The sequence below is a fragment of the Streptomyces sp. NPDC037126 genome (assembly GCF_055605965.1).
Map to the genome: position 1 here is coordinate 12,622 of NZ_JBVJTD010000028.1, position 18,816 is coordinate 31,437.

At 71.8% G+C, this 18,816-nt stretch carries 15 protein-coding genes and 1 pseudogene; 10 read left to right on the plus strand and 6 right to left on the minus strand.

Annotation, left to right across the window (positions count from 1 at the left end; genetic code table 11):
• Nucleotides 1-97: 97 nt before the first annotated feature.
• On the minus strand, nucleotides 98-361 hold the full coding sequence (locus ACZ7FF_RS38205; protein WP_003975777.1) for a WhiB family transcriptional regulator: 264 nt from the start codon (nucleotides 359-361) through the stop codon (nucleotides 98-100).
• A 673-nt stretch (nucleotides 362-1,034) separates the two neighbouring features.
• Here ACZ7FF_RS38205 and ACZ7FF_RS38210 point away from each other — a divergent pair.
• The 4 genes from ACZ7FF_RS38210 to ACZ7FF_RS38225 all read left to right on the plus strand — a co-directional run bounded on the left by ACZ7FF_RS38210 (nucleotide 1,035) and on the right by ACZ7FF_RS38225 (nucleotide 5,004).
• Complete coding sequence (locus ACZ7FF_RS38210; RefSeq protein WP_470818465.1) at nucleotides 1,035-1,541, plus strand: cysteine dioxygenase; 507 nt, start codon at nucleotides 1,035-1,037, stop codon at nucleotides 1,539-1,541.
• A 111-nt stretch (nucleotides 1,542-1,652) separates the two neighbouring features.
• Nucleotides 1,653-2,612, plus strand: coding sequence for a 2-phospho-L-lactate transferase (gene cofD, locus ACZ7FF_RS38215; protein ID WP_470818466.1), 960 nt, complete (start codon nucleotides 1,653-1,655; stop codon nucleotides 2,610-2,612).
• The gene (locus tag ACZ7FF_RS38220) at nucleotides 2,609-3,916 is read left to right on the plus strand and encodes a coenzyme F420-0:L-glutamate ligase (RefSeq protein WP_470818467.1); all 1,308 of its coding nucleotides are present in this window, start codon (nucleotides 2,609-2,611) and stop codon (nucleotides 3,914-3,916) included. Before cofD ends, ACZ7FF_RS38220 begins: the two co-directional genes overlap by 4 nt.
• A gap of 68 nt (nucleotides 3,917-3,984) precedes the next feature.
• Nucleotides 3,985-5,004 carry a DNA-3-methyladenine glycosylase family protein gene (locus ACZ7FF_RS38225; RefSeq protein WP_470818468.1) on the plus strand — a complete coding sequence of 340 codons (1,020 nt, stop codon included), beginning with the start codon at nucleotides 3,985-3,987 and terminating at the stop codon, nucleotides 5,002-5,004.
• A 134-nt stretch (nucleotides 5,005-5,138) separates the two neighbouring features.
• On the opposite strand, the gene manB is transcribed toward ACZ7FF_RS38225, so the two are convergent.
• On the minus strand, nucleotides 5,139-6,221 hold the full coding sequence (gene manB / locus ACZ7FF_RS38230) for a mannose-1-phosphate guanylyltransferase (protein WP_470818470.1): 1,083 nt from the start codon (nucleotides 6,219-6,221) through the stop codon (nucleotides 5,139-5,141).
• A gap of 190 nt (nucleotides 6,222-6,411) precedes the next feature.
• Nucleotides 6,412-6,595 (minus strand): annotated as a pseudogene (locus ACZ7FF_RS38235) (N-acetylmuramoyl-L-alanine amidase); the annotation flags it as partial.
• A gap of 140 nt (nucleotides 6,596-6,735) precedes the next feature.
• Between ACZ7FF_RS38235 and ACZ7FF_RS38240 the strand changes: the two are divergent.
• From ACZ7FF_RS38240 to ACZ7FF_RS38250, 3 genes are all read left to right on the plus strand, one after another.
• Complete coding sequence (locus tag ACZ7FF_RS38240) at nucleotides 6,736-7,491, plus strand: TIGR03089 family protein (protein ID WP_470818471.1); 756 nt, start codon at nucleotides 6,736-6,738, stop codon at nucleotides 7,489-7,491.
• Between the two features lie 439 nt (nucleotides 7,492-7,930).
• On the plus strand, nucleotides 7,931-9,682 hold the full coding sequence (locus ACZ7FF_RS38245) for an LCP family protein (RefSeq protein ID WP_470818473.1): 1,752 nt from the start codon (nucleotides 7,931-7,933) through the stop codon (nucleotides 9,680-9,682).
• A 233-nt stretch (nucleotides 9,683-9,915) separates the two neighbouring features.
• Complete coding sequence (locus ACZ7FF_RS38250) at nucleotides 9,916-11,514, plus strand: LCP family protein (RefSeq protein WP_470818565.1); 1,599 nt, start codon at nucleotides 9,916-9,918, stop codon at nucleotides 11,512-11,514.
• Between the two features lie 61 nt (nucleotides 11,515-11,575).
• On the opposite strand, the gene ACZ7FF_RS38255 is transcribed toward ACZ7FF_RS38250, so the two are convergent.
• On the minus strand, nucleotides 11,576-12,046 hold the full coding sequence (locus ACZ7FF_RS38255; RefSeq protein WP_470818474.1) for a DUF2690 domain-containing protein: 471 nt from the start codon (nucleotides 12,044-12,046) through the stop codon (nucleotides 11,576-11,578).
• 227 nt (nucleotides 12,047-12,273) lie between these two features.
• Nucleotides 12,274-13,308 (minus strand): glycosyltransferase family 2 protein, encoded by a 1,035-nt coding sequence (locus ACZ7FF_RS38260; protein WP_470818476.1) that lies wholly within the window; start codon nucleotides 13,306-13,308, stop codon nucleotides 12,274-12,276.
• Nucleotides 13,309-13,437: 129 nt separating this feature from the next.
• Here ACZ7FF_RS38260 and ACZ7FF_RS38265 point away from each other — a divergent pair, with 129 nt between their 5' ends.
• On the plus strand, nucleotides 13,438-14,937 hold the full coding sequence (locus tag ACZ7FF_RS38265; protein ID WP_470818478.1) for an LCP family protein: 1,500 nt from the start codon (nucleotides 13,438-13,440) through the stop codon (nucleotides 14,935-14,937).
• Between the two features lie 25 nt (nucleotides 14,938-14,962).
• Here the strand turns inward: ACZ7FF_RS38265 and ACZ7FF_RS38270 are convergent, their stop codons facing one another.
• Nucleotides 14,963-15,523, minus strand: coding sequence for an acyl-CoA thioesterase (locus ACZ7FF_RS38270; protein ID WP_470818480.1), 561 nt, complete (start codon nucleotides 15,521-15,523; stop codon nucleotides 14,963-14,965).
• Nucleotides 15,524-15,642: 119 nt separating this feature from the next.
• Between ACZ7FF_RS38270 and ACZ7FF_RS38275 the strand changes: the two genes are divergently transcribed.
• On the plus strand, nucleotides 15,643-16,929 hold the full coding sequence (locus ACZ7FF_RS38275; RefSeq protein WP_470818482.1) for an LCP family protein: 1,287 nt from the start codon (nucleotides 15,643-15,645) through the stop codon (nucleotides 16,927-16,929).
• A gap of 223 nt (nucleotides 16,930-17,152) precedes the next feature.
• Entirely contained in the window at nucleotides 17,153-18,772 is a 1,620-nt protein-coding gene (locus ACZ7FF_RS38280) for an LCP family protein (RefSeq protein ID WP_470818484.1), read from the plus strand.
• Nucleotides 18,773-18,816 lie beyond the last annotated feature (44 nt).

The window sequence follows — 18,816 nt, forward strand, 5'->3', positions numbered from 1 at the left end:
AGCGACCACACTATCGGCTGCCCACGACGACGGCCCGCCGCCTGTGGATAACCCACCCGCGACGGGCCGTTCGTGCAGTTTGTGTGTGTACGTGTGATCAGACGGCGGCCTTCTTGAGACGGCGGCGCTCCCGCTCGGACAGTCCGCCCCAGATGCCGAAGCGCTCGTCGTTGGCGAGGGCGTACTCGAGGCACTCGGACCGGACCTCGCAGGCGAGGCAGACCTTCTTCGCCTCTCTGGTGGAGCCGCCCTTCTCGGGGAAGAAGGACTCGGGGTCGGTCTGGGCGCACAGCGCGCGCTCCTGCCAGCCGAGTTCCTCGTCCGCGTCGTCGACCAGCAGTTGCTGCACCAGCTCGGTCATGTGCGCCCCTCGTCTGTCTTTCACGTCCCCGTGCGTAGCCGTACCGATTTCGGCTGAACGACACGAGTGAAATTACAAGTGTGCTGCTCCGGGCGAGTCAAGCCGAGATCTGCTATTGGGCCCGTTATTCACTCTGCGGAACCAAGCCCGTGCGGAAAGTGTTCAAATCGCCATAAACCCTGACACGCAGACGAGACCCCTTGTGGGTTCCGGACCCGTACTGATCTCTGTACGGAGGAGGACGCCCTGGCGTTCGATCGCGTTCCGCGAGGTTTGACCGCTCGGTTGTGCCCCATGTGTCCTGGCATCCCGGTGAGCAAACCTTTCATCTGAGAGATGAACCGGATGAGGTGAAACATGTCCCACATTTCGGGCTCCGAGTTGACACTGCGCGTGTGAACCGATGTCCTAGTGGGCATGTTCGCGAACTTGGCACCCACCTCGACCCGCCCCGCCGGGTCCCACGGTGCCGCTCGCGCGCGCTGTAGCTGTTGTTGCTGTCCCAGCTGTTGAGCCAAGCCCGCTCCGGCTGTTCCCGAGTCCATCCCGGCTCGGTCGCGTCTCCCCCTTCGTGATCCCTCACCCAGGGCACCCCGCCCGCCCGTGACCCGGGCGGACCGACACGCCACCTCCAGCTCCGGCCCCCACTCCCGCCGAGGACCACCGCACCCCGATGAACAGCGACAACGACCTCCAGATCGCAGGCGACATCCTCGAAGTCCCGCACCTGCTCCAGCCGCCCCGCGAGCACCCGGCCACCGTCGCCGAGTTCGTGGGCCTCGCCCGCGAGATCGCCGCCGACCGCTCCCAGTGGGCGCACCTCGTCCGCTACGACGCCACCACCCGCTGGTACCACCGTCTGCGCACCGGCCCCGGCTACGAGGTGTGGCTGCTGTCCTGGGTGCCGGGGCAGGGCAGCGGGCGGCACGACCACGGCCGCTCCTCCGGTGTGCTCACCGTCCTGGAGGGCACCCTCACCGAGCACACCCGGCGCGGCACGCGCGCGCTGGCGCCCGGCACGCAGCGGGCGTTCGCGCCGGGCTACGCGCACGAGGTCGTCAACGACACGCTGGAGCCCGCGGTCAGCCTGCACGTGTACTACCCGGGCCTCACCGAGATGCCGATGCACACCTCCCCGCACTGCGAGGCGCGCACCGAGCCGCCCGCGGTACGCGCCTGACGCCCCGACTGCTCCGTACCGCCCCGGACTGCTTCCGTCCGCTTCGATCCGCCCCCGCCGGCGCCGCGACCGCCTGACGCGTTGTCGTACCAGCCTGCAAGACTGGGGCCCATGCGCATTGTGGTTCTGGCAGGCGGCATCGGCGGTGCCCGGTTCCTGCGTGGTCTGAAGCGGGCCGTGCCGGACGCGGACGTCACGGTGATCGGCAACACCGGCGACGACATCCATCTCTTCGGTCTGAAGGTCTGCCCGGACCTCGACACGGTGATGTACACGCTGGGCGGCGGCATCAACGAGGAACAGGGCTGGGGGCGGGCCGACGAGACCTTCCACCTCAAGGAGGAGCTGGCGGCCTACGGGGTCGGGCCGGAGTGGTTCGGGCTCGGCGACCGGGACTTCGCCACCCACATCGTGCGGACGCAGATGCTCGGCGCCGGCTATCCGCTCAGCGCGGTGACCGAGGCGCTGTGCGACCGCTGGAAGCCGGGCGTGAAGCTCATCCCGATGACCGACGACCGGGTCGAGACGCACGTGGCGGTGGAGACGGACGGCGAGCGCCGGGCCGTCCACTTCCAGGAGTACTGGGTGAGGCTGCGCGCCTCCGTACCGGCCCAGGCGATCGTGCCGGTCGGCGCCGAGCAGTCCAAGCCGGCGCCGGGCGTCCTGGAGGCGATCGCCGCGGCCGACGTCATCCTCTTCCCGCCGTCCAACCCGGTCGTGTCCATCGGCACGATCCTCGCCGTCCCCGGCATCCGGGAGGCGATCGCGGACGCGGGCGTACCCGTGGTCGGCCTCTCCCCCATCGTCGGCGACGCGCCCGTGCGCGGGATGGCCGACAAGGTCCTCGCCGCGGTCGGCGTCGAGTCCACGGCCGCCGCGGTCGCCGAGCACTACGGCTCGGGCCTGCTGGACGGCTGGCTGGTGGACACCGTGGACGCGGGGGCGGTCGAGCGGGTCGAGGCCGACGGCATCCGCTGCCGCGCCGTACCGCTGATGATGACCGACGTGGACGCGACCGCGCAGATGGCCCGGGAGGCACTGACGCTCGCCGAGGAGGTGCGGGGAGCGTGACCGAGGAGCGCCCGCAGTACCGGGTCTGGGCCCTGTCCGGCATTCCCGAGGTGCAGCGGGGCGACGACCTCGCCAAGCTGATCGCCACCGCCGAGCCCGCCCTGGCCGACGGGGACGTGGTGATCGTCACCTCCAAGATCGTCTCGAAGGCCGAGGGCCGCATCGTGCAGGCCACCGACCGAGAGGCCGCGATCGACGCCGAGACGGTGCGCGTGGTGGCGCGCCGCGGCACGCTGCGGATCGTCGAGAACCGGCAGGGCCTGGTCATGGCCGCCGCCGGGGTCGACGCCTCCAACACCCCCGCCGGCACCGTGCTGTTGCTGCCCGAGGACCCGGACGCGTCCGCGCGCGCGATCCGCGCCGGCCTGCGCGACGCCCTCGGGGTCGACGTCGGTGTCGTCATCACCGACACCTTCGGGCGCCCCTGGCGCTCGGGGCTCACCGACGTGGCGATCGGCGCCGCGGGCGTGCACGTGCTGGACGACCTGCGCGGTGGCACGGACGCGTACGGCAATCCGCTCAGCGCCACCGTCGTGGCCACGGCGGACGAACTGGCCGCCGCCGGCGACCTGGTCAAGGGCAAGGCTGCGGGCCGCCCGGTCGCCGTGGTGCGCGGGCTCCCCCAGGTGCTGGACCCGGACGGCGGCACGGGCGCCCGCGCGCTGGTGCGCGGGGCGGCGGGCGACATGTTCCGGCTCGGCACCTCCGAGGCGGTCCGGGAGGCCGTGACCCAGCGGCGCACCGTGCGGGCCTTCACCGACGCCCCCGTGGACCCCGGCGCGGTACGGCGGGCGGTGGCCGCGGCCGTGACCGCGCCCGCACCGCACCACACCACCCCGTGGCGGTTCGTGCTGCTGGAGTCCGCGGAGTCCAGGACCCGGCTGCTGGACGCGATGCGGGACGCGTGGGTCGCCGATCTGCGCCGGGACGGCAGGAGCGAGGAGTCCGTCGCCAAGCGGGTGCGCCGCGGTGACGTCCTGCGCAACGCCCCCTACCTGGTGGTGCCCTGCCTCGTCATGGACGGCTCGCACCACTACGGGGACGCGCGGAGGGACGCCGCGGAGCGGGAGATGTTCGTCGTCGCGATGGGCGCGGGCGTGCAGAACTTCCTGGTCGCGCTGGCCGGCGAGCAACTGGGCTCGGCCTGGGTGTCCTCGACGATGTTCTGCCGGGACGTGGTGCGCGAGACGCTCGGGCTGCCCGCGGACTGGGATCCGATGGGCGCGGTCGCGATCGGGTGTCCGGCGGAGCGGCCGGAGCCCCGGGGCGAGCGGGACGCGGGGGCGTTCGTCGAGGTCCGGTGAAAGGACCCGGACACCATGGGCACCGCCTAGTCTCGTAGGACGGCACCGGCTCCCCTAGGAACTCGATCGTGGCAGGACGATTCGCTCAGCGCCCCACGCGCACGACCGTGCGCGGCGGCCATGCAGGCGTACCCGCGGGTTCCACCGCGATACCGCGTCAGGCCGCCGTCCCGCCGCGGGTGCGGCGCTGGGTGCCCGAGGGGCCGCTCGATCTGGGACTGGTGCTCGGACCGCTGCGGCGCGGGCCCGCCGACCCGACGTTCCGGGCCACCTCGGACGGCTCCGTGTGGCGGGCCACCCGCACACCCGCCGGTCCGGGCACGCTGCGGGTGCGCGCGCACGGCGGCGAGGTGCTCGGCGAGGCGTGGGGCCCCGGTGCGCAGTGGCTGCTCGACCGGCTGCCCGAACTGCTCGGCGCGGCCGACGACCCGGAGGCGTTCGTGCCCCGGCACCGGGTGGTGGCGCTGGCACGGCACCGGCGGCCGGGACTCCGGCTGACCAGGACCGGGCTGGTGCTGGAGTCCCTGATCCCGTCGGTGCTGGAGCAGAAGGTTACGACCGACGAGGCGTACCGGGCGTGGCGGCTGCTCGTCCGGCGGTTCGGGGAACCGGCGCCGGGGCCCGCGGGGGCGGGCGAGCGGCCGATGTCCGTGATGCCCGCACCGCGCACCTGGGCGCTGATCCCCTCCTGGGAGTGGCACCGGGCCGGGGTCGACGACAAGCGCGCCTCGGCGATCCTGCGCGCCGTACGGGTCGCCGCGCGGCTGGAGGAGGCGGTGGGGATGCCGGCGGCCGAGGCCCAGGCGCGACTGGAGGTCGTGCCGGGGGTGGGGCCGTGGACGTCGGCGGAGGTGGTGCAGCGCAGCCATGGGGCCGCCGACGCGGTGACGGTCGGTGACCTGCATCTGCCGGGGATCGTGGGGTGGGCCCTCGCGGGCGACCGCCATGCCGACGACGCGGCGATGCTGCGCCTGCTGGAGCCGTACGCCGGGCAACGGCACCGGGCGGCCCGGCTGATCCTGCTGAGCGGGAACGGTCCCGCCCGGCGGGCCCCGAAGATGCCGAAGGTGGACATCGGGCTGCTGTGAGGCGCCCAGCGCCTCACCGGCGCGCGTCGCCCCGCCCGCGGCACCCACAGCGGACGATCAAGCGGATCCGTCCCCCGGGCAGGGGGTTCCGGGGGCGCAGCCACCGTGGACGGCGCCCCAGCCGGCCCGCCCGGCTACTGGTCGGAGGAGAACCGCACCGCCCCCGCCGGGATCCGCGCGTCGCACCACACCCGCGCGCCCTCCAGCAGCTCGTTGTCGGGCCCCACGACCGCGCCGTCGCCGACGACCGTGCCGGTGAGCACGGAGCGTTCGCCGACGCGGGCACGGGCGCCGATGAGGGAGTCGGTGATGACGGCACCGGGTTCGATGACGGCGCCGGGGAGGATGGTCGAGCCGAAGACCCGGGCACCCTCGGCCACGAACGCGCCCTCGCCGACCACCGTGCCGCCCGTCAGCTTGGCGTCCGGGGCGACCTGGGCGGTGGGCAGGATCAGGCGGTCGCCGCAGCGGCCGGGGACGGCCGGGGAGGGGGCGCGGCCGAGGACCAGGTCGGCCGAGCCGCGCACGAAGGCGGCGGGGGTGCCGAGGTCCAGCCAGTAGGTGGAGTCGACCATGCCCTGCAGATGGGCGCCCGCCGACAGCAGCTCCGGGAACGTCTCGCGCTCCACGGAGACCGGCCTGCCCATCGGGATCGCGTCGATGACCGAGCGGCGGAAGACGTACGCACCGGCGTTGATCTGGTCGGTGACGATCTCCTCGGGCGTCTGGGGCTTCTCCAGGAACGCCAGCACGCGGCCGGTCTCGTCCGTGGGGACCAGGCCGTAGGCGCGCGGGTCGGTCACCTTCGTCAGGTGCAGGGAGACGTCCGCGCCGGTCGACCGGTGGGTGTCGACGAGGGCCCTGATGTCCAGACCCGTCAGGATGTCGCCGTTGAAGATCAGCACCGGCTCGTCGGGGCCCGACTGGAGGCGGGAGGCGACGTTGCGGATCGCTCCGCCGGTGCCCAGGGGCTCCTCCTCGGTGACGTACTCGATGTGGAGGCCCAGCGCGGAGCCGTCACCGAAGTACGGCTCGAAGACCTCGGCCAGGTAGCTGGTCGCGAGCACGATGTGCTCGACACCCGCCGCTTTCGCTCTGGCCAGCTGGTGGGTGAGGAACGGCACCCCGGCGGCCCGGACCATGGGCTTCGGAGTGTGCACCGTGAGCGGACGCAGCCGGGTGCCTTTGCCGCCGACCAGGAGGATCGCTTCTGTCACCTGTCGTCTCTGCTTCCTGCCGGGACCGGCCGAACTGTTCGTTACTACTCGTTTCGGCCGGTCAGTGTATGCAGACCGTAACGACGGCGCCTTCGAAGACAGCGTGGTTTCGCGCGAGATCGGTGTGAGATCGGTGTGAAGTCGGCATGAACTCGGCGCGCCCCCGTCGGCGCTGAACACGCCCCCGGCCTCATCGCCCCTGGTGGTGGGCGGCGCCGGAACGGGCCGTACCGAGTCCGGCACAGAGCCGCCTTGCCGGGGCACTCGGTGGCGAACCCGTCCCGATGACCTGAGATCACGTTCAGTCGTACGTTCTTCCCCTTGGGGTAGAGATTGCCACCACCCGGCGTCAGATATGTCATTCCACGCGGGTCCCACCGGTCCCTGCTCGTGACGTGGTAGCGGTGGGTACTGCGGATGGCGGAGGGCGCCCGGGAGCGAGGCACCGGCGGACGGGGCCGGGAGTGTCCGCTCCACCCCGTGCGCGGGGCCGCCCGCGCGTACCCTGTGCCGGGTGAACGCCACCGATCGCACCCCTGCCGACCTGCTGGCTTCCGCGCTCGCCGCGGACCCCGGCCGTCCCCTGGTGACCTTCTACGACGACGCCACGGGCGAACGCGTCGAACTGTCCGTGGCCACCTTCGCCAACTGGGTGGCCAAGACCGCGAACCTCCTCCAGGGCGATCTGTCCGTCGGACCCGGCGACCGGGTGGCGCTGCTGCTGCCCGCGCACTGGCAGACGGCCGTGTGGCTGCTGGCCTGTTCGGCGGTGGGCGTGGTCGTCGACGTCGCCGGGGACCCGGCCGCCGCCGACGTGGTCGTCAGCGGGCCGGACGCGCTCCAGGCGGCGCGGGCCTGCCGTGGCGAGCGGGTCGCGCTCGCGCTGCGGCCGCTCGGCGGGCGGTTCCCCGCGACGCCGGAAGGATTCGTGGACTACGCCGTGGAGGTGCCGGGCCAGGGCGACCGGTTCGCGCCGTTCGCGCCGGTGGACGCGGAGGAGCCCGCGCTCATCGTGGCCGGCCGGGAGTTCAGTGCGGCGGAGGTCGTCGAGCGGGCCGCGGCGGAGGCGCCGTCGCTGGATCTGACCGGGCCCGGGTCCCGGCTGCTGTCGGGGCTGTCGTACGACACCTGGGACGGCCTGAACGCGGGGTTGTACGCGCCGCTCGCCACCGGCGGTTCCGTGGTGCTCTGCCGGAACCTGGACCGGCTGGACGAGGAGGCCCTCGCCAAGCGGATCGAGAGCGAGCGGGTCACCGCCGTACGGCGCTAGGGCCGCCGCAGCCGGCGACCGTCCGCCGGCCGTCCGGCGGGGGGCCGCCGCCGTTCAACCAGGCCTTCCGGCTCGGCGGTTCGGCGTGCACGATCCGAACCGCCGGGATACCGGAGGGCGTTCGGATCCCCGGTACGCGGCCGGGCACTGCAGCGGTCTTCGAACGGACGGGGCGTCAGCGGCGCTTCCCCGGCGCGCTCCTCGGCGGTCCGAGCGCCGGGACGGCGAACTTCCGTTCAGAAAATGAGGCGGATTGCCCAGTTGTAGGGAGGTGGAATTTGTCACCGGCGTCGCTTGACGCTGAACTGGGCGGATAGTGTGAGCGATCCGGTGCACGACCGCGTGGTCCGTCCTGGGGTCGTGCACTGTTTCACCGAGACCCGAGCGCCTTTTGAGGGGGGAAGGCGCCGCGTGGCCCCGACGGAGGATTCGGACAACCGTGGACGCGCAAGGCCGTGGGCGGGCGGACAACATCGACCCCGCAGACCAGTGGGTGCTCAATCCGAGCACGGGCGAATACGAACTGCGACTGACTCCTTCCGCTCAGCAATCAGGGGTGCCGCGCCCGCGCCGTTCGGGCTCCCGGGGCAACGGCGCCGCGCCGCGCCCCCGTGAGGACGCGGCGCCCGGCGGCACCCGTGAGATGCGCCAGGTGCGCACCGGTGACGTCCCGCAGCCGCGGCGGCGCCGGGCCCCCGAGCCGGAGGCGCCGCAGGGGCGCCGCGGCCGGCGTCCGGTGAAGAAGAAGTCGAAGGCCAAGAAGGTGCTGGCATGGACGGCCGGCGGTACGGCCTTCGCGCTGGTCGCCGTCGGCACCGCCGGTTACCTGTACCTCAAGCACCTCGAGGGAAACGTCACGACGACCGACATCGGCAGCGCGGGCAAGAAGGGCTTCAGCAAGGACGAGGCCTTCAACCTGCTGATCATCGGCACCGACAAGCGCACCGGCAAGGGCAACGAGGGCTACGGCGACAAGGGCAGCGTCGGCCACGCCGACACCGACATCCTGCTGCACGTGTCGAAGGACCGCACCAACGCGACGGCGCTGAGCATCCCCCGCGACCTGATCGTGAACGTCCCGGACTGCCCGACGAAGCAGCCCGACGGCAGCACCAAGGTCATCCCCGGCACCGAGAACGCGCGGTTCAACACCAGCCTCGGGCAGGACGGGCGCGACCCGGGCTGCACCATGCGCACCGTGAAGGAGATCACCGGCATCCAGCCGGACCACTTCATGATGGTCGACTTCAACGCGGTGAAAACGCTGACGACGGCGGTCGGCGGCGTCAAGGTGTGCCTCGCGCACGCGGTGAACGACAAGGAGTCGCACCTGAACCTGCCCGCCGGACCCTCCACCATCGAGGGCGAGCAGGCCCTGGCCTTCGTCCGGACCCGGCACAGCTGGGGCAACCACGGCGACCTGGACCGCATCAAGGTGCAGCAGCAGTTCATGGCCTCGCTGATGCGCAAGATGTCCTCCAGCGACACCCTGACCAGCCCGACCAAGCTGGTGGACCTCGCCGAGGCCGCCACCAAGGCCCTCACCGTCGACACCGGCATCGGCTCCGTGAGCACGCTCAAGGACGTGGGCCTGGAGCTGAAGAAGGTGCCGCCGAAGAACATCACCTTCCTCACCGCGCCGGTGAAGGACAACCCGGCGGACGGTGTCGTCCACAAGACGGTCATCCTCGACCCGACGCTGGCCCCGCAGGTGTTCGACGCGATCAACGGCGACGTCTCCTTCACCGACGTGAAGAAGAAGCAGAAGGCGGCCAAGGACGCGCAGGCCGCCCGCCTCAAGGGGACCAGGTCCGCGGCCTCCGACGTGCGGGTGCGCGTCCTCAACGGCGGTGCCCAGGCCGGGAGTGCGCAGGAGACCCTCGACTGGCTGCAGAACCAGGTGGGCGTGCTGAAGTCGGAGAACGCGGGCAACGCGCCGGCGGCGCTGAGCGAGACCACGCTCGAGTACGCGCCCGACCAGGGCGCCCAGGCCCGGGAGCTGGCCCATCTCATGGGCCTGTCCGGCTCCGCGCTCAAGCCCGGCAAGAGCGTGACCAACTCCCAGGGTCTGCCCGCGATGACACTGACGCTGGGCGCGGACTTCAAGGGGGCGGGTGTGCCGCTCACCGCTCCGTCGAAGGCGCCGGACGTGGACAGGTCCACGGCCGACAAGGTCAAGTGCGCCAGCTGAGCAGGGCTCGAACCACCCCCGCGCTTCCCGCAGAAGCCTCTTACCCGTCACCTGGATAATGCGGGCGCTTCCACAGCGGACAAGGTGAAGTGCGCCTCGTAGGTAACCCAATGGGGCCGTCGGGCGTCTAACTCGGCGCGGGACGGACCCGTTGGCCGGCGCCAGGGTGGGGAGGGGCAGGAAGGTTGGCACAGAGCGATGTGCGAGGAGAGGTTCCTGCGGTGGACGACACGATGTCGGGGGCACCGCCGCGGACCTCGGACGCGTCGGACGACTCGGGCCGGCACGGCGGGCGGCGCAGAGGCGGCCCGAAGACCGAACGGCGGCGACGCAGACGGCGCGTACTGCGCTGGTCGGCGACCGTGCTCACGGTGGTCATACTGGGTACGGCGGGCGCCGGATACCTGTACTACCAGCACCTGAACGGCAACATCCAAAAGGGCGAGCGCAGCAGCGGCGACGACTCCAAGGCGCTCAGGACGCGGGCGAACGCGGCCGGTCAGACGCCCTTGAACATCCTGCTGATCGGCTCGGACAGCCGTAACTCCGACGAGGACGTGAAGCTCGGAGGCAGCAGGGACAACCGCGGCAACCCGCCGCTGGCCGACGTGCAGATGCTCATCCACCTCTCCGCGGACCGCAAGAGCGCCGCCATGGTGAGCATCCCGCGGGACACCCGGGTCGACATACCCAAGTGCACGGACCCCGACACCGGCAAGGTGTACCCGCCGACCAACGACATCATCAACGTCAGCCTGGCCCGGGGCGGCGCCGGCTGCACGCTGGCCACCTGGGAGAACCTCACCCACGTCTACATCGACCACTGGATGATGATCGACTTCGCGGGCGTGGTGAAGATGGCGGACGCCATCGGCGGCGTCGAGGTCTGCGTGAACCAGAACGTCTGGGACCACCCGACGCCGGCCCAACCCGGCGGCTCCGGGCTGAAGATGAGGGCCGGGACGAGGAAGGTCCAGGGCGTGCAGGCGCTGCAGTGGCTGCGCACCCGGCACGCCTGGGGCGACGACCTGCTGCGCGCCCGCGCCCAGCACATGTACCTCAACTCGATGATCCGCACGCTGAAGCAGCAGAACATCTTCACCGACACCGGCCGGCTGATGGACCTCGCCGAGGCGGGCACCAAGTCCCTCAAGGTCTCCGAGGAGATCGGCACGGTCAAGAAGCTGTACGACCTCGGCATGGAACTGAAGTCGGTGCCCACGAACCGGATCACGTCGGTGACGATGCCCAACATCGCGGACCCGCAGAACAGCTCGCACCGCCTTCCGGACCCGGCGAACGCCGACAGGATCTGGCAGATGCTCCGTGACGACGTGCCGTTCGACAAGCACGGCACGGCGTCCGAGGCGAAGCAGGCCGCGAACAAGGAGGACGCGGCCAAGACGCCCTCGGTCGATCCGGCCCGCCTCGGGGTGCTGGTGCAGAACGCCACCCGGACCTCGGCCGAGGCCCCGACCGGGGGCCGGGCCGCGACGGTCAGGGAGGCCCTGGTGCAGAAGGGCTACGGCAGGGCCACGGCCGACACCTCGTCGGCGCTGTCCGCGGACACCACGGTCGTGCGGTACCCGAGCGCGGACCTCCAGGGCGACGCGCAGGCCGTGGCGAAGGCCCTCGGCATCCCGATGAGCGCCGTGAAGAAGTCGACGGACGTCTCGGGTGTGACGGTCGTCGTCGGCGCCGACTGGCGCACGGGCACGGCCTATCCCAAGCAGCCCGCCCCCAAGGCCGGCGATCTGCCCAGCAATTCCGACGCCATCAACGGCTCGGACAAGTCGCAGTGCATGGACGTCTACAAGCCCTACCGGTGGTGACCGGCCCACTGGGCAGGCCCCGGGCCGGCGGCCCCCCGCCGGTCGCCGGGCACCGGTCCGGTCAGCGGGCGGCCGTGCGGGGGGTGGCCGCTCCCGCGGCCGTGTCCAGGCCGGCCTGGGCGAAGGAGGTCGTGCCCTTGTCGTGGACCATCGGCGTGTAGCACTGCTTGCGGCCCCGGGTGACGGTGCAGCCGTAGGCGCGGCCGTCGTCGTTCCGCACGACGTAGGCGTGGGCGCAGCCGTAGCCGGCGGCGGGGTCGCCGCACGCGCCCTGGGCGCGGTCGAGGGTGAGCCTCGCCCAGGCGGTGTGGCACGCGAGGCTGTAGCGCAGCTCGATGGTGCCGAAGGTGGCGTGGGCGTTCCCGACGGTCGCGGACTCCACCGTGGTCGCGTCACGGGCGCAGCCCGTGGCCGGCGGGTCGCCGCCGTCGTAGGCGCAGGCGCCGGAGACGCCCGTGGCCGCCACCGTCGCGAGGCCGAGTCCGCCTGCCACGACACCGGCCCGGGCGAGGTGGCGCATGCTGGAGCGCATTTTGGTCCCCCTTTTCGGTTCTGGTCGTGCGCGAGCACACCTGCGACCGTCCGCCACGGGCGCGGAGACGAAAGACGCGCGCGTGCAGATTCGAGCATGACCACGACGCACCGTCAACAGCCTTTCACGCTGAGTGAGTCGGGGAGCCGGGCGCCTGCCGAAAGGGGGCCGCGCGAGCGCGGCGGATACGGGAAAGGGGCCCTTCCGTCGCCGGAGGGGCCCCCTTGTCACACTCGGCCGGCGTCGACGACGGCCGGCCGCCGTGACGCGATGACCTTCCTCGCCAGGGACTTGGGGCTGGTCAGGAAGCCCCAGCCCCAGGACATGTGCATGGTGGCCAGCGCCACGGGGATCTGCAGACGGGCCTTCAGCGGCAGGCCCTTGCCGGCCGGGACGGAGCCCGCGACGATCGCGGCCAGGTAGCCGCCGGGTATCACCAGGCCCCACGGGGTCAGGACCGCGCCCACCACGAGGCCCGCCGCGATCGCGCACACCGCCGTCGGCGGGGCCAGGTAGCGCAGGTTGATGGAGCCGGAGTGGTAGCGGGCGACCACGTGCCGCCAGCGGCCGTAGTCCTTGTACTGCTTGGCCAGCGCCCGCACGGAGGGCCTCGGCCGGTACGACACCTTCAGCTGCGGCGAGAACCAGATCAGCCCGCCCGCCTCGCGGATGCGGAAGTTCAGCTCCCAGTCCTGGGCGCGGATGAACTCCTCGTTGTAGCCGCCCTGCTGTTCGAGGGCCTCGCGGCGGAAGACGCCGAGGTAGACCGTCTCGGCGGGGGCCGCCTCGCCGCCGGTGTGGAAGGCCGCGTTGCCGACGCCGATCTTCGAGGTCATGGCGGCGGCGACGGCGTGCTCCCAGTCGTTCTCGCCCTCGGCGTGCATCAGGCCGCCGACGTTCTGCGCGCCGGTCTCCTCCAGGAGCCGGACGGCGGTCGCGATGTAGTTCGGCGAGAGGATGCCGTGGCCGTCGACGCGGACCACGATCGGATGCCGGGAGGCCTTGATCGCCGCGTTCAGCGCCGCGGGCGTGCGGCCGGTCGGGTTGGGCACGGTGTGCACGCGCGGGTCTTCGCGGACCAGCTCGGCGGCGATCTCGTCCGTGCGGTCCGTGGACGGACCGAGGGCGATCACGACCTCCATCTCGCCGGCGTACTCCTGCGCGAGGATCGCTTGGACGGCCCCGCGCAGATGCCGCTCCTCATCGAGGACGGGCATGATCACGGATACAGCGGGGAGCCGCACGTCGGGCTTGGCGTTCATAGGACGCTCACGTTACCGCGAACGGGGGACACCGGTGCGCGCCGCCGGGGCTGAGACGCGGGATGGAGATCGTATCGCCCTACGGTGCTCACGGATCCCACGTACGGCCTCGTCCGGAGGTGTCCTCCTTTGCCCAGCCCGCCTCGGTCCCCCGCTCGTCCACAGCGCAGCCCGCAGCCGCCACGCCGGGTGCCGCGGCCGCCCGAGCGGCCCGTGAGGTCCGCCCGGCCGCCACGTCGGCCGCGCTGGGCCATGCGGGCGGTGACCACGCTGTCCGTCGTGGTGCTCGCCTCCGCGGGCATCGGGCACGCGGTCGTCACCAGCCTGGACGCGGGCATCGCCAGGGTCGACGCGTTCAGGGACATGAAGAACCGGCCGCGCGCCGGCCACGGCATGAACCTCCTGCTGGTCGGCACCGACGGGCGGGACAAGATCACCGAGCGGCAGCGGCGCGCCTACCACCTGGGCGGCCAGCCCTGCCACTGCACGGACACGATGATGATCGTGCACATCTCGGACGACCGGGACCGGGCCACGGTGGTGAGCCTGCCGCGCGACTCCTACGCCGAGGCGCCCGCCCGGACCGACGGGACCACCCGCGGACAGGCCGGCCCGCACCCGCTCAGGCTGAACGCGGCCTACGCCGAGGGCGGCCCCCAGCTGACCGTGCGCACGGTCGAGAGCATGACCCACGTGAAGATCGACCACTACCTGGAGGTCGACTTCACCAGCTTCATGAAGACCGTGGACGTCCTCGGCGGCGTGCAGATCTGCACGGCGACACCGCTGAAGGACTCGTACACCGGGCTGGACCTCACCCCCGGCACCCACACCCTCCTGGGCGGGCAGGCGCTGCAGTACGTGCGCTCCCGGCACCTCGACGGGGCGAGCGACCTGGGCCGGATGAAGCGGCAGCAGCGGTTCCTGGCAGCGCTGATCGAGAAGGCCACCTCCTCGGGGGTGCTGCTGAATCCGATGCGGTTCCGGGACGTGACCCGGGCGGTGCTCGGCTCGGTCCGCGCCGACGAGGGCTTCGGCACCGACGAGCTGCTCGACCTCGGCCGCGCGATGCGGAACTTCTCGCCCTCCTCCTCGGAGTTCACCACGGTCCCGATCGCGCAGATGAACTACCCGGTCAAGGGCATCGGATCGACCCTGAAGTGGGACCCGGTGAAGTCGGCGCAGCTGTTCCAGTCGCTGCGCGACGACAAGCCGCTCACCGTGGCGCACCCGCACCGCGGGCCCGCCTCGCAGCCGGTGGAGACGGATCCCCGGCAGATCCGGGTGCAGGTGGCGAACGGCACACGCGTCGCGGGGCTGGCCAAGCGGGTCGACGCGGCACTCGCGGCGGCCGGCTTCGCGGCCACGCACCGGCCGGTGACCGCCGCGCTGCACGACGTACGGCGCACGGTGATCTTCTTCGACCCCCGCTGGGACCGCTCCGCCCGCTCCCTGGCCGCGGCCCTGCCCGGCAGCGAGCTGCGCCCGGTCCCGGGCCAGGGGCCGCTGCTGAAGGTGACCGCCGGGTCCGACTTCAGGCAGGTGCGCAAGGTGCACTTCGAGGACCCGGGGCGTCCGGAGCAGAGCGTGGTGCGCGGCAACGAGGTGGTGTGCTCGGGCAGCGCCTGAGCCCGCCGGTCCCCGCCCGGGTCCGTCAGTCCTCGAAGCCCTGTGCCGCGCGCCTCTCGCGCAGCTCGCGGATGGCGCGCCGGCGGGCCAGGCGGTGGGTGCGGCGGATCTGGGCCTCCTGGCAGCGGCGGCGGTCGCGTTCGGTCTCCGGGATCACCGGGGGCACCCGGCGCGGCTTGCCGTCGGCGTCGACGGCCGCGAAGACCAGGTAGGCGGAGCCGACCTGGGTGGGCGGGGTCGACTCGTTCCAGCGCTCGGCCAGCACTCGCACGCCTACCTCCATGGAGGTCCGGCCGGTCCAGTTGACCTGGGCCTTCACATGGACCAGGTCGCCGACGCGGACCGGCTCCAGGAACGCCATCTCGTCCATGGAAGCGGTCACGGCGGGGCCGCCGGAGTGCCGGCCGGCCACCGCTCCCGCCGCATCGTCCACCAGCTTCATGATCACCCCGCCGTGCACCGTCCCCAGCAGGTTGGTGTCGTTGTGGGTCATGATGTGGCTGAGTGTGGTGCGCGAGGCGGATGTGGGCTTACCCGGAATGTCCGGCTCCATATCTGCTTCCGTGTCCGTGACCTGGTCTGTCATGCCCTCCACCTTATGCCGAGGTGACATTCGCGGAATTTGTGTCAGCTTCGCAACAGGGGCGCCCTGATTTTCCGACATCCCTTGTAAGGCACACACCAGTGCCCTGCACACTGGGGCGCATGAATGACTGGCCCGAGGGATTCTCCGACGACAACCGCGGCCCCCGCTACGGACGCGGCAGTGCCGGCGCGCAGCCGGAGAACGCCCGCGTGATGCGTCAGGTCCGGCGCACGCCCGGGCAGCGCCCGGCGTACGGCGACCCCGGGCCGTCGGCGCCGCCGTACGCCGGCGGCGTCCCGCAGCAGCCGACGTACGTGGACGGCGGCGGCTACGACGAGTACGACAGCGGCTACAACACCGGCCAGGTCTACGGAGGCCCCGGCGGCCACGGCCCGGGCGGCGAGCCCGGACGCGCGCCGCGGCCCAGGCCGAACTGGCGGCGGCGGATCAAGTGGACGGTGATCACGCTGGCGACCGTGCTGATCGTCACCTCGGTCGCCACCTACTTCTGGGCCGACTCCAAGCTGCGCCGCCAGGTCGACATGTCGAAGGTCATCGACCGGCCGCAGTCGGGCTCCGGCACGAACTACCTGATCGTCGGCTCGGACAGCCGCGAGGGCATGACCAAGGCGGACGAGAAGAAGCTGCACACCGGCGCCGCCGAGGGCAAGCGCACGGACTCGATGATGATCCTGCACGTCGGCGACAACGGCGACACGCTGGTCTCGCTGCCGCGTGACTCGGACGTGGAGATCCCGTCGTACCAGGGATCGACCTCCGGGAAGACGTACCCGGCGACCGGCCGGCACGAGAAGCTGAACGCGGCCTACGCCGAGGACGGCCCGACCCTGCTGGTCCGCACGATCGAGTACAACACCGGGCTGCACATCGACCACTACGTCGAGATCGGCTTCCAGGGCTTCGCGAACATCGTGGACGCGGTCGGCGGTGTCGACATCACCATCGACAAGGGCTTCAAGGACAAGTGGTCCGGCGCCGACTTCAAGGCCGGCAAGCAGACCCTGAACGGCCAGCAGGCGCTCGCCTTCGTCCGTACCCGGCACGCGTTCGCCGCGTCCGACCTGCAGCGCACCAAGAACCAGCAGAAGTTCCTGTCGGCGCTGGCCCACCAGGTGGCCACCCCGTCGACCGTCCTGAACCCCTTCAGGTTCTACCCGACCATGGGCGCGGGCCTGGACTCCCTGATCGTCGACAAGGACATGTCCCTGTGGGACCTGGGCTCGATGTTCTGGGCGATGAAGGGCGTCAACGGCGGTGAGGGCACGTCGATGAACATGCCCATCTCCGGCTCCACCGGCGGCAACCTGGTGTGGGACAAGTCCAAGGTGAAGACGCTGGTGAACGAGCTGAACAACGACCAGAAGGTGACGGTCACCGGCAACTAGGCGGCCGGGAGAAGCGTTTCGGGGCGGGGAAGGGCCAAGTGCCCTTCCCCGCCCCGCTTTCCGCTCGGCGCGGGCGTCGCCCGGCGCCGGAGCGGCGGATACTGTGAGCGATCATGTGCGAACGGCCCACAGGTCGCGCACGTGACCAGAGGTCGGTGGGGGCTCGGCACCGCGTCACGACGAACGGCCGTGGTGCCGCCCGGGGGGTGGGAGGGTCAGGAGCATGGCGCGTAGCAGCGTGCGCGGCGAGGGGGCGGTACCCCGCCCCAGACAGGGCGCGTCCGGCGGGAGCGAGGCCGAGGGCGGGCGGGGCGGCCACCGGCGCGGCGGGGGCAGGAGGCGCGAGGCGGAGTCCGGACCGCCGCGCCCCAGGCGCCGGATACTGCGCTGGTCGGCGGCGACGCTGGCGATCCTGATACTCGGCACCGCCGGCGCGGGCTACCTCTACTACGAACACCTCAACGCCAACATCGAGAAGGACAAGCTCAACCTGGGCGACTCCGACGTGCCCAGGGCGACCCCGAACGCCGACGGCCAGACCCCGCTGAACGTCCTGCTGATCGGTTCGGACAGCCGGAACAGCGCGGAGGACCTCAGGCTCGGCGGGTCCAAGGCGGACGTGGGCCGGCCGCCGCTGGGGGACGTGCAGATGCTGGTGCACGTCTCGGCCGACCGGACCAACATGTCCGTGATCAGCCTCCCCCGGGACACGATGATCCCGATCCCCCGGTGCACCGACCCGCACACCGGCCACAAGTACCAGGCCTCCACCCTGGCCATGGCGAACGACTCGCTGGGCCGCGGGGGCCCCGGCTGCACGGTCGCCACCTGGCAGCACCTCACCAGGATCCACATCGACCACTTCATGATGGTCGACTTCTCCGGCGTGGTCTCGATGGCGAGCGCCATCGGCGGTGTCCCGGTCTGCGTCAGGCAGAACGTGTGGTCGCACACCTCCGACGGCCACGGCTCGGGCCTGAAGCTGAAGAAGGGCACCACGTACGTCAAGGGGCAGCAGGCCCTGCAGTGGCTGCGCACCCGGTACGGCTTCGAGGACGGCACCGACCTCGGCCGTACCCACGCCCAGCACATGTACATGAACGCGATGGTGCGTCAGCTGCGCGAGAAGGCCACGCTGGACGACCCCGGCGCAATGCGCGACCTGGCCGAGACCGCCACCAAGGCCCTCAAGGTCGACGAGGGACTGGGGACGATCAAGAAGCTGTACGACCTGTCCGAGGAGTTCAAGCAGGTCCCCACCAAGCGCATCACGATGACGACGCTGCCGACCGTGCAGTGGTCGCAGGACCACAACCGGCTGGTGCCCGCGCCCGGGGACGCCGACCAGCTCCTCTCCATGGTGCGCGACGACACACCGCTGGACGGGCGCGGCGTGAAGAAGAAGACCGAGGAGCAGGCGAAGACCCCCGCGCACCCGGACGACGGGATCGCGGTGCAGGTGCGCAACGGCACCGCAGCGGACGGCGGGCCCCCGGCGCAGCAGCGGGCGCTCGCCCTGTCCCGGCTTCTGCAGGACAAGGGGTTCACCCGGGCCGCGGCGGACACCACGGCCGCCTCGGAGACCCGGACCGTCGTGCTCTATCCCGGCGCCGGCCTGGAGGGCGACGCCCAGGCGGTGGCCAAGGCGCTCGGAGTCCCGCTGAAGCAGGTGCGCAGGTCGGCCGACGTTTCGGGCGTCACCCTGGTCGTGGGCTCCGACTGGCGCACCGGCACCGCGTACAAGGCGCCCGCCCAGCCGACGAAGGCGCCCACCACGGCCGCCGTGCTCCCCGGCGATCAGAAGGGCGCCTGCATGGACGTGCAGAAAGGATTCACCTGGTGAGCCGGGGACCGATCCGGTGACGACGAGGGGGCCGCGGCTGTGGA

Excerpts from the sequence above, each read along its gene's own strand:
- ACZ7FF_RS38205 (WP_003975777.1), bottom strand. The coding sequence starts at position 361 with ATGACCGAGCTGGTGCAGCAACTGCTGGTCGACGACGCGGACGAGGAA.
- ACZ7FF_RS38280 (WP_470818484.1), top strand. The coding sequence starts at position 17,153 with ATGGCGCGTAGCAGCGTGCGCGGCGAGGGGGCGGTACCCCGCCCCAGA.
- ACZ7FF_RS38210 (WP_470818465.1), top strand. The coding sequence starts at position 1,035 with ATGAACAGCGACAACGACCTCCAGATCGCAGGCGACATCCTCGAAGTC.
- ACZ7FF_RS38250 (WP_470818565.1), top strand. The coding sequence starts at position 9,916 with ATGTCGGGGGCACCGCCGCGGACCTCGGACGCGTCGGACGACTCGGGC.
- ACZ7FF_RS38260 (WP_470818476.1), bottom strand. The coding sequence starts at position 13,308 with ATGAACGCCAAGCCCGACGTGCGGCTCCCCGCTGTATCCGTGATCATG.
- ACZ7FF_RS38255 (WP_470818474.1), bottom strand. The coding sequence starts at position 12,046 with ATGCGCTCCAGCATGCGCCACCTCGCCCGGGCCGGTGTCGTGGCAGGC.
- cofD (WP_470818466.1), top strand. The coding sequence starts at position 1,653 with ATGCGCATTGTGGTTCTGGCAGGCGGCATCGGCGGTGCCCGGTTCCTG.
- ACZ7FF_RS38275 (WP_470818482.1), top strand. The coding sequence starts at position 15,643 with ATGAATGACTGGCCCGAGGGATTCTCCGACGACAACCGCGGCCCCCGC.
- ACZ7FF_RS38270 (WP_470818480.1), bottom strand. The coding sequence starts at position 15,523 with ATGACAGACCAGGTCACGGACACGGAAGCAGATATGGAGCCGGACATT.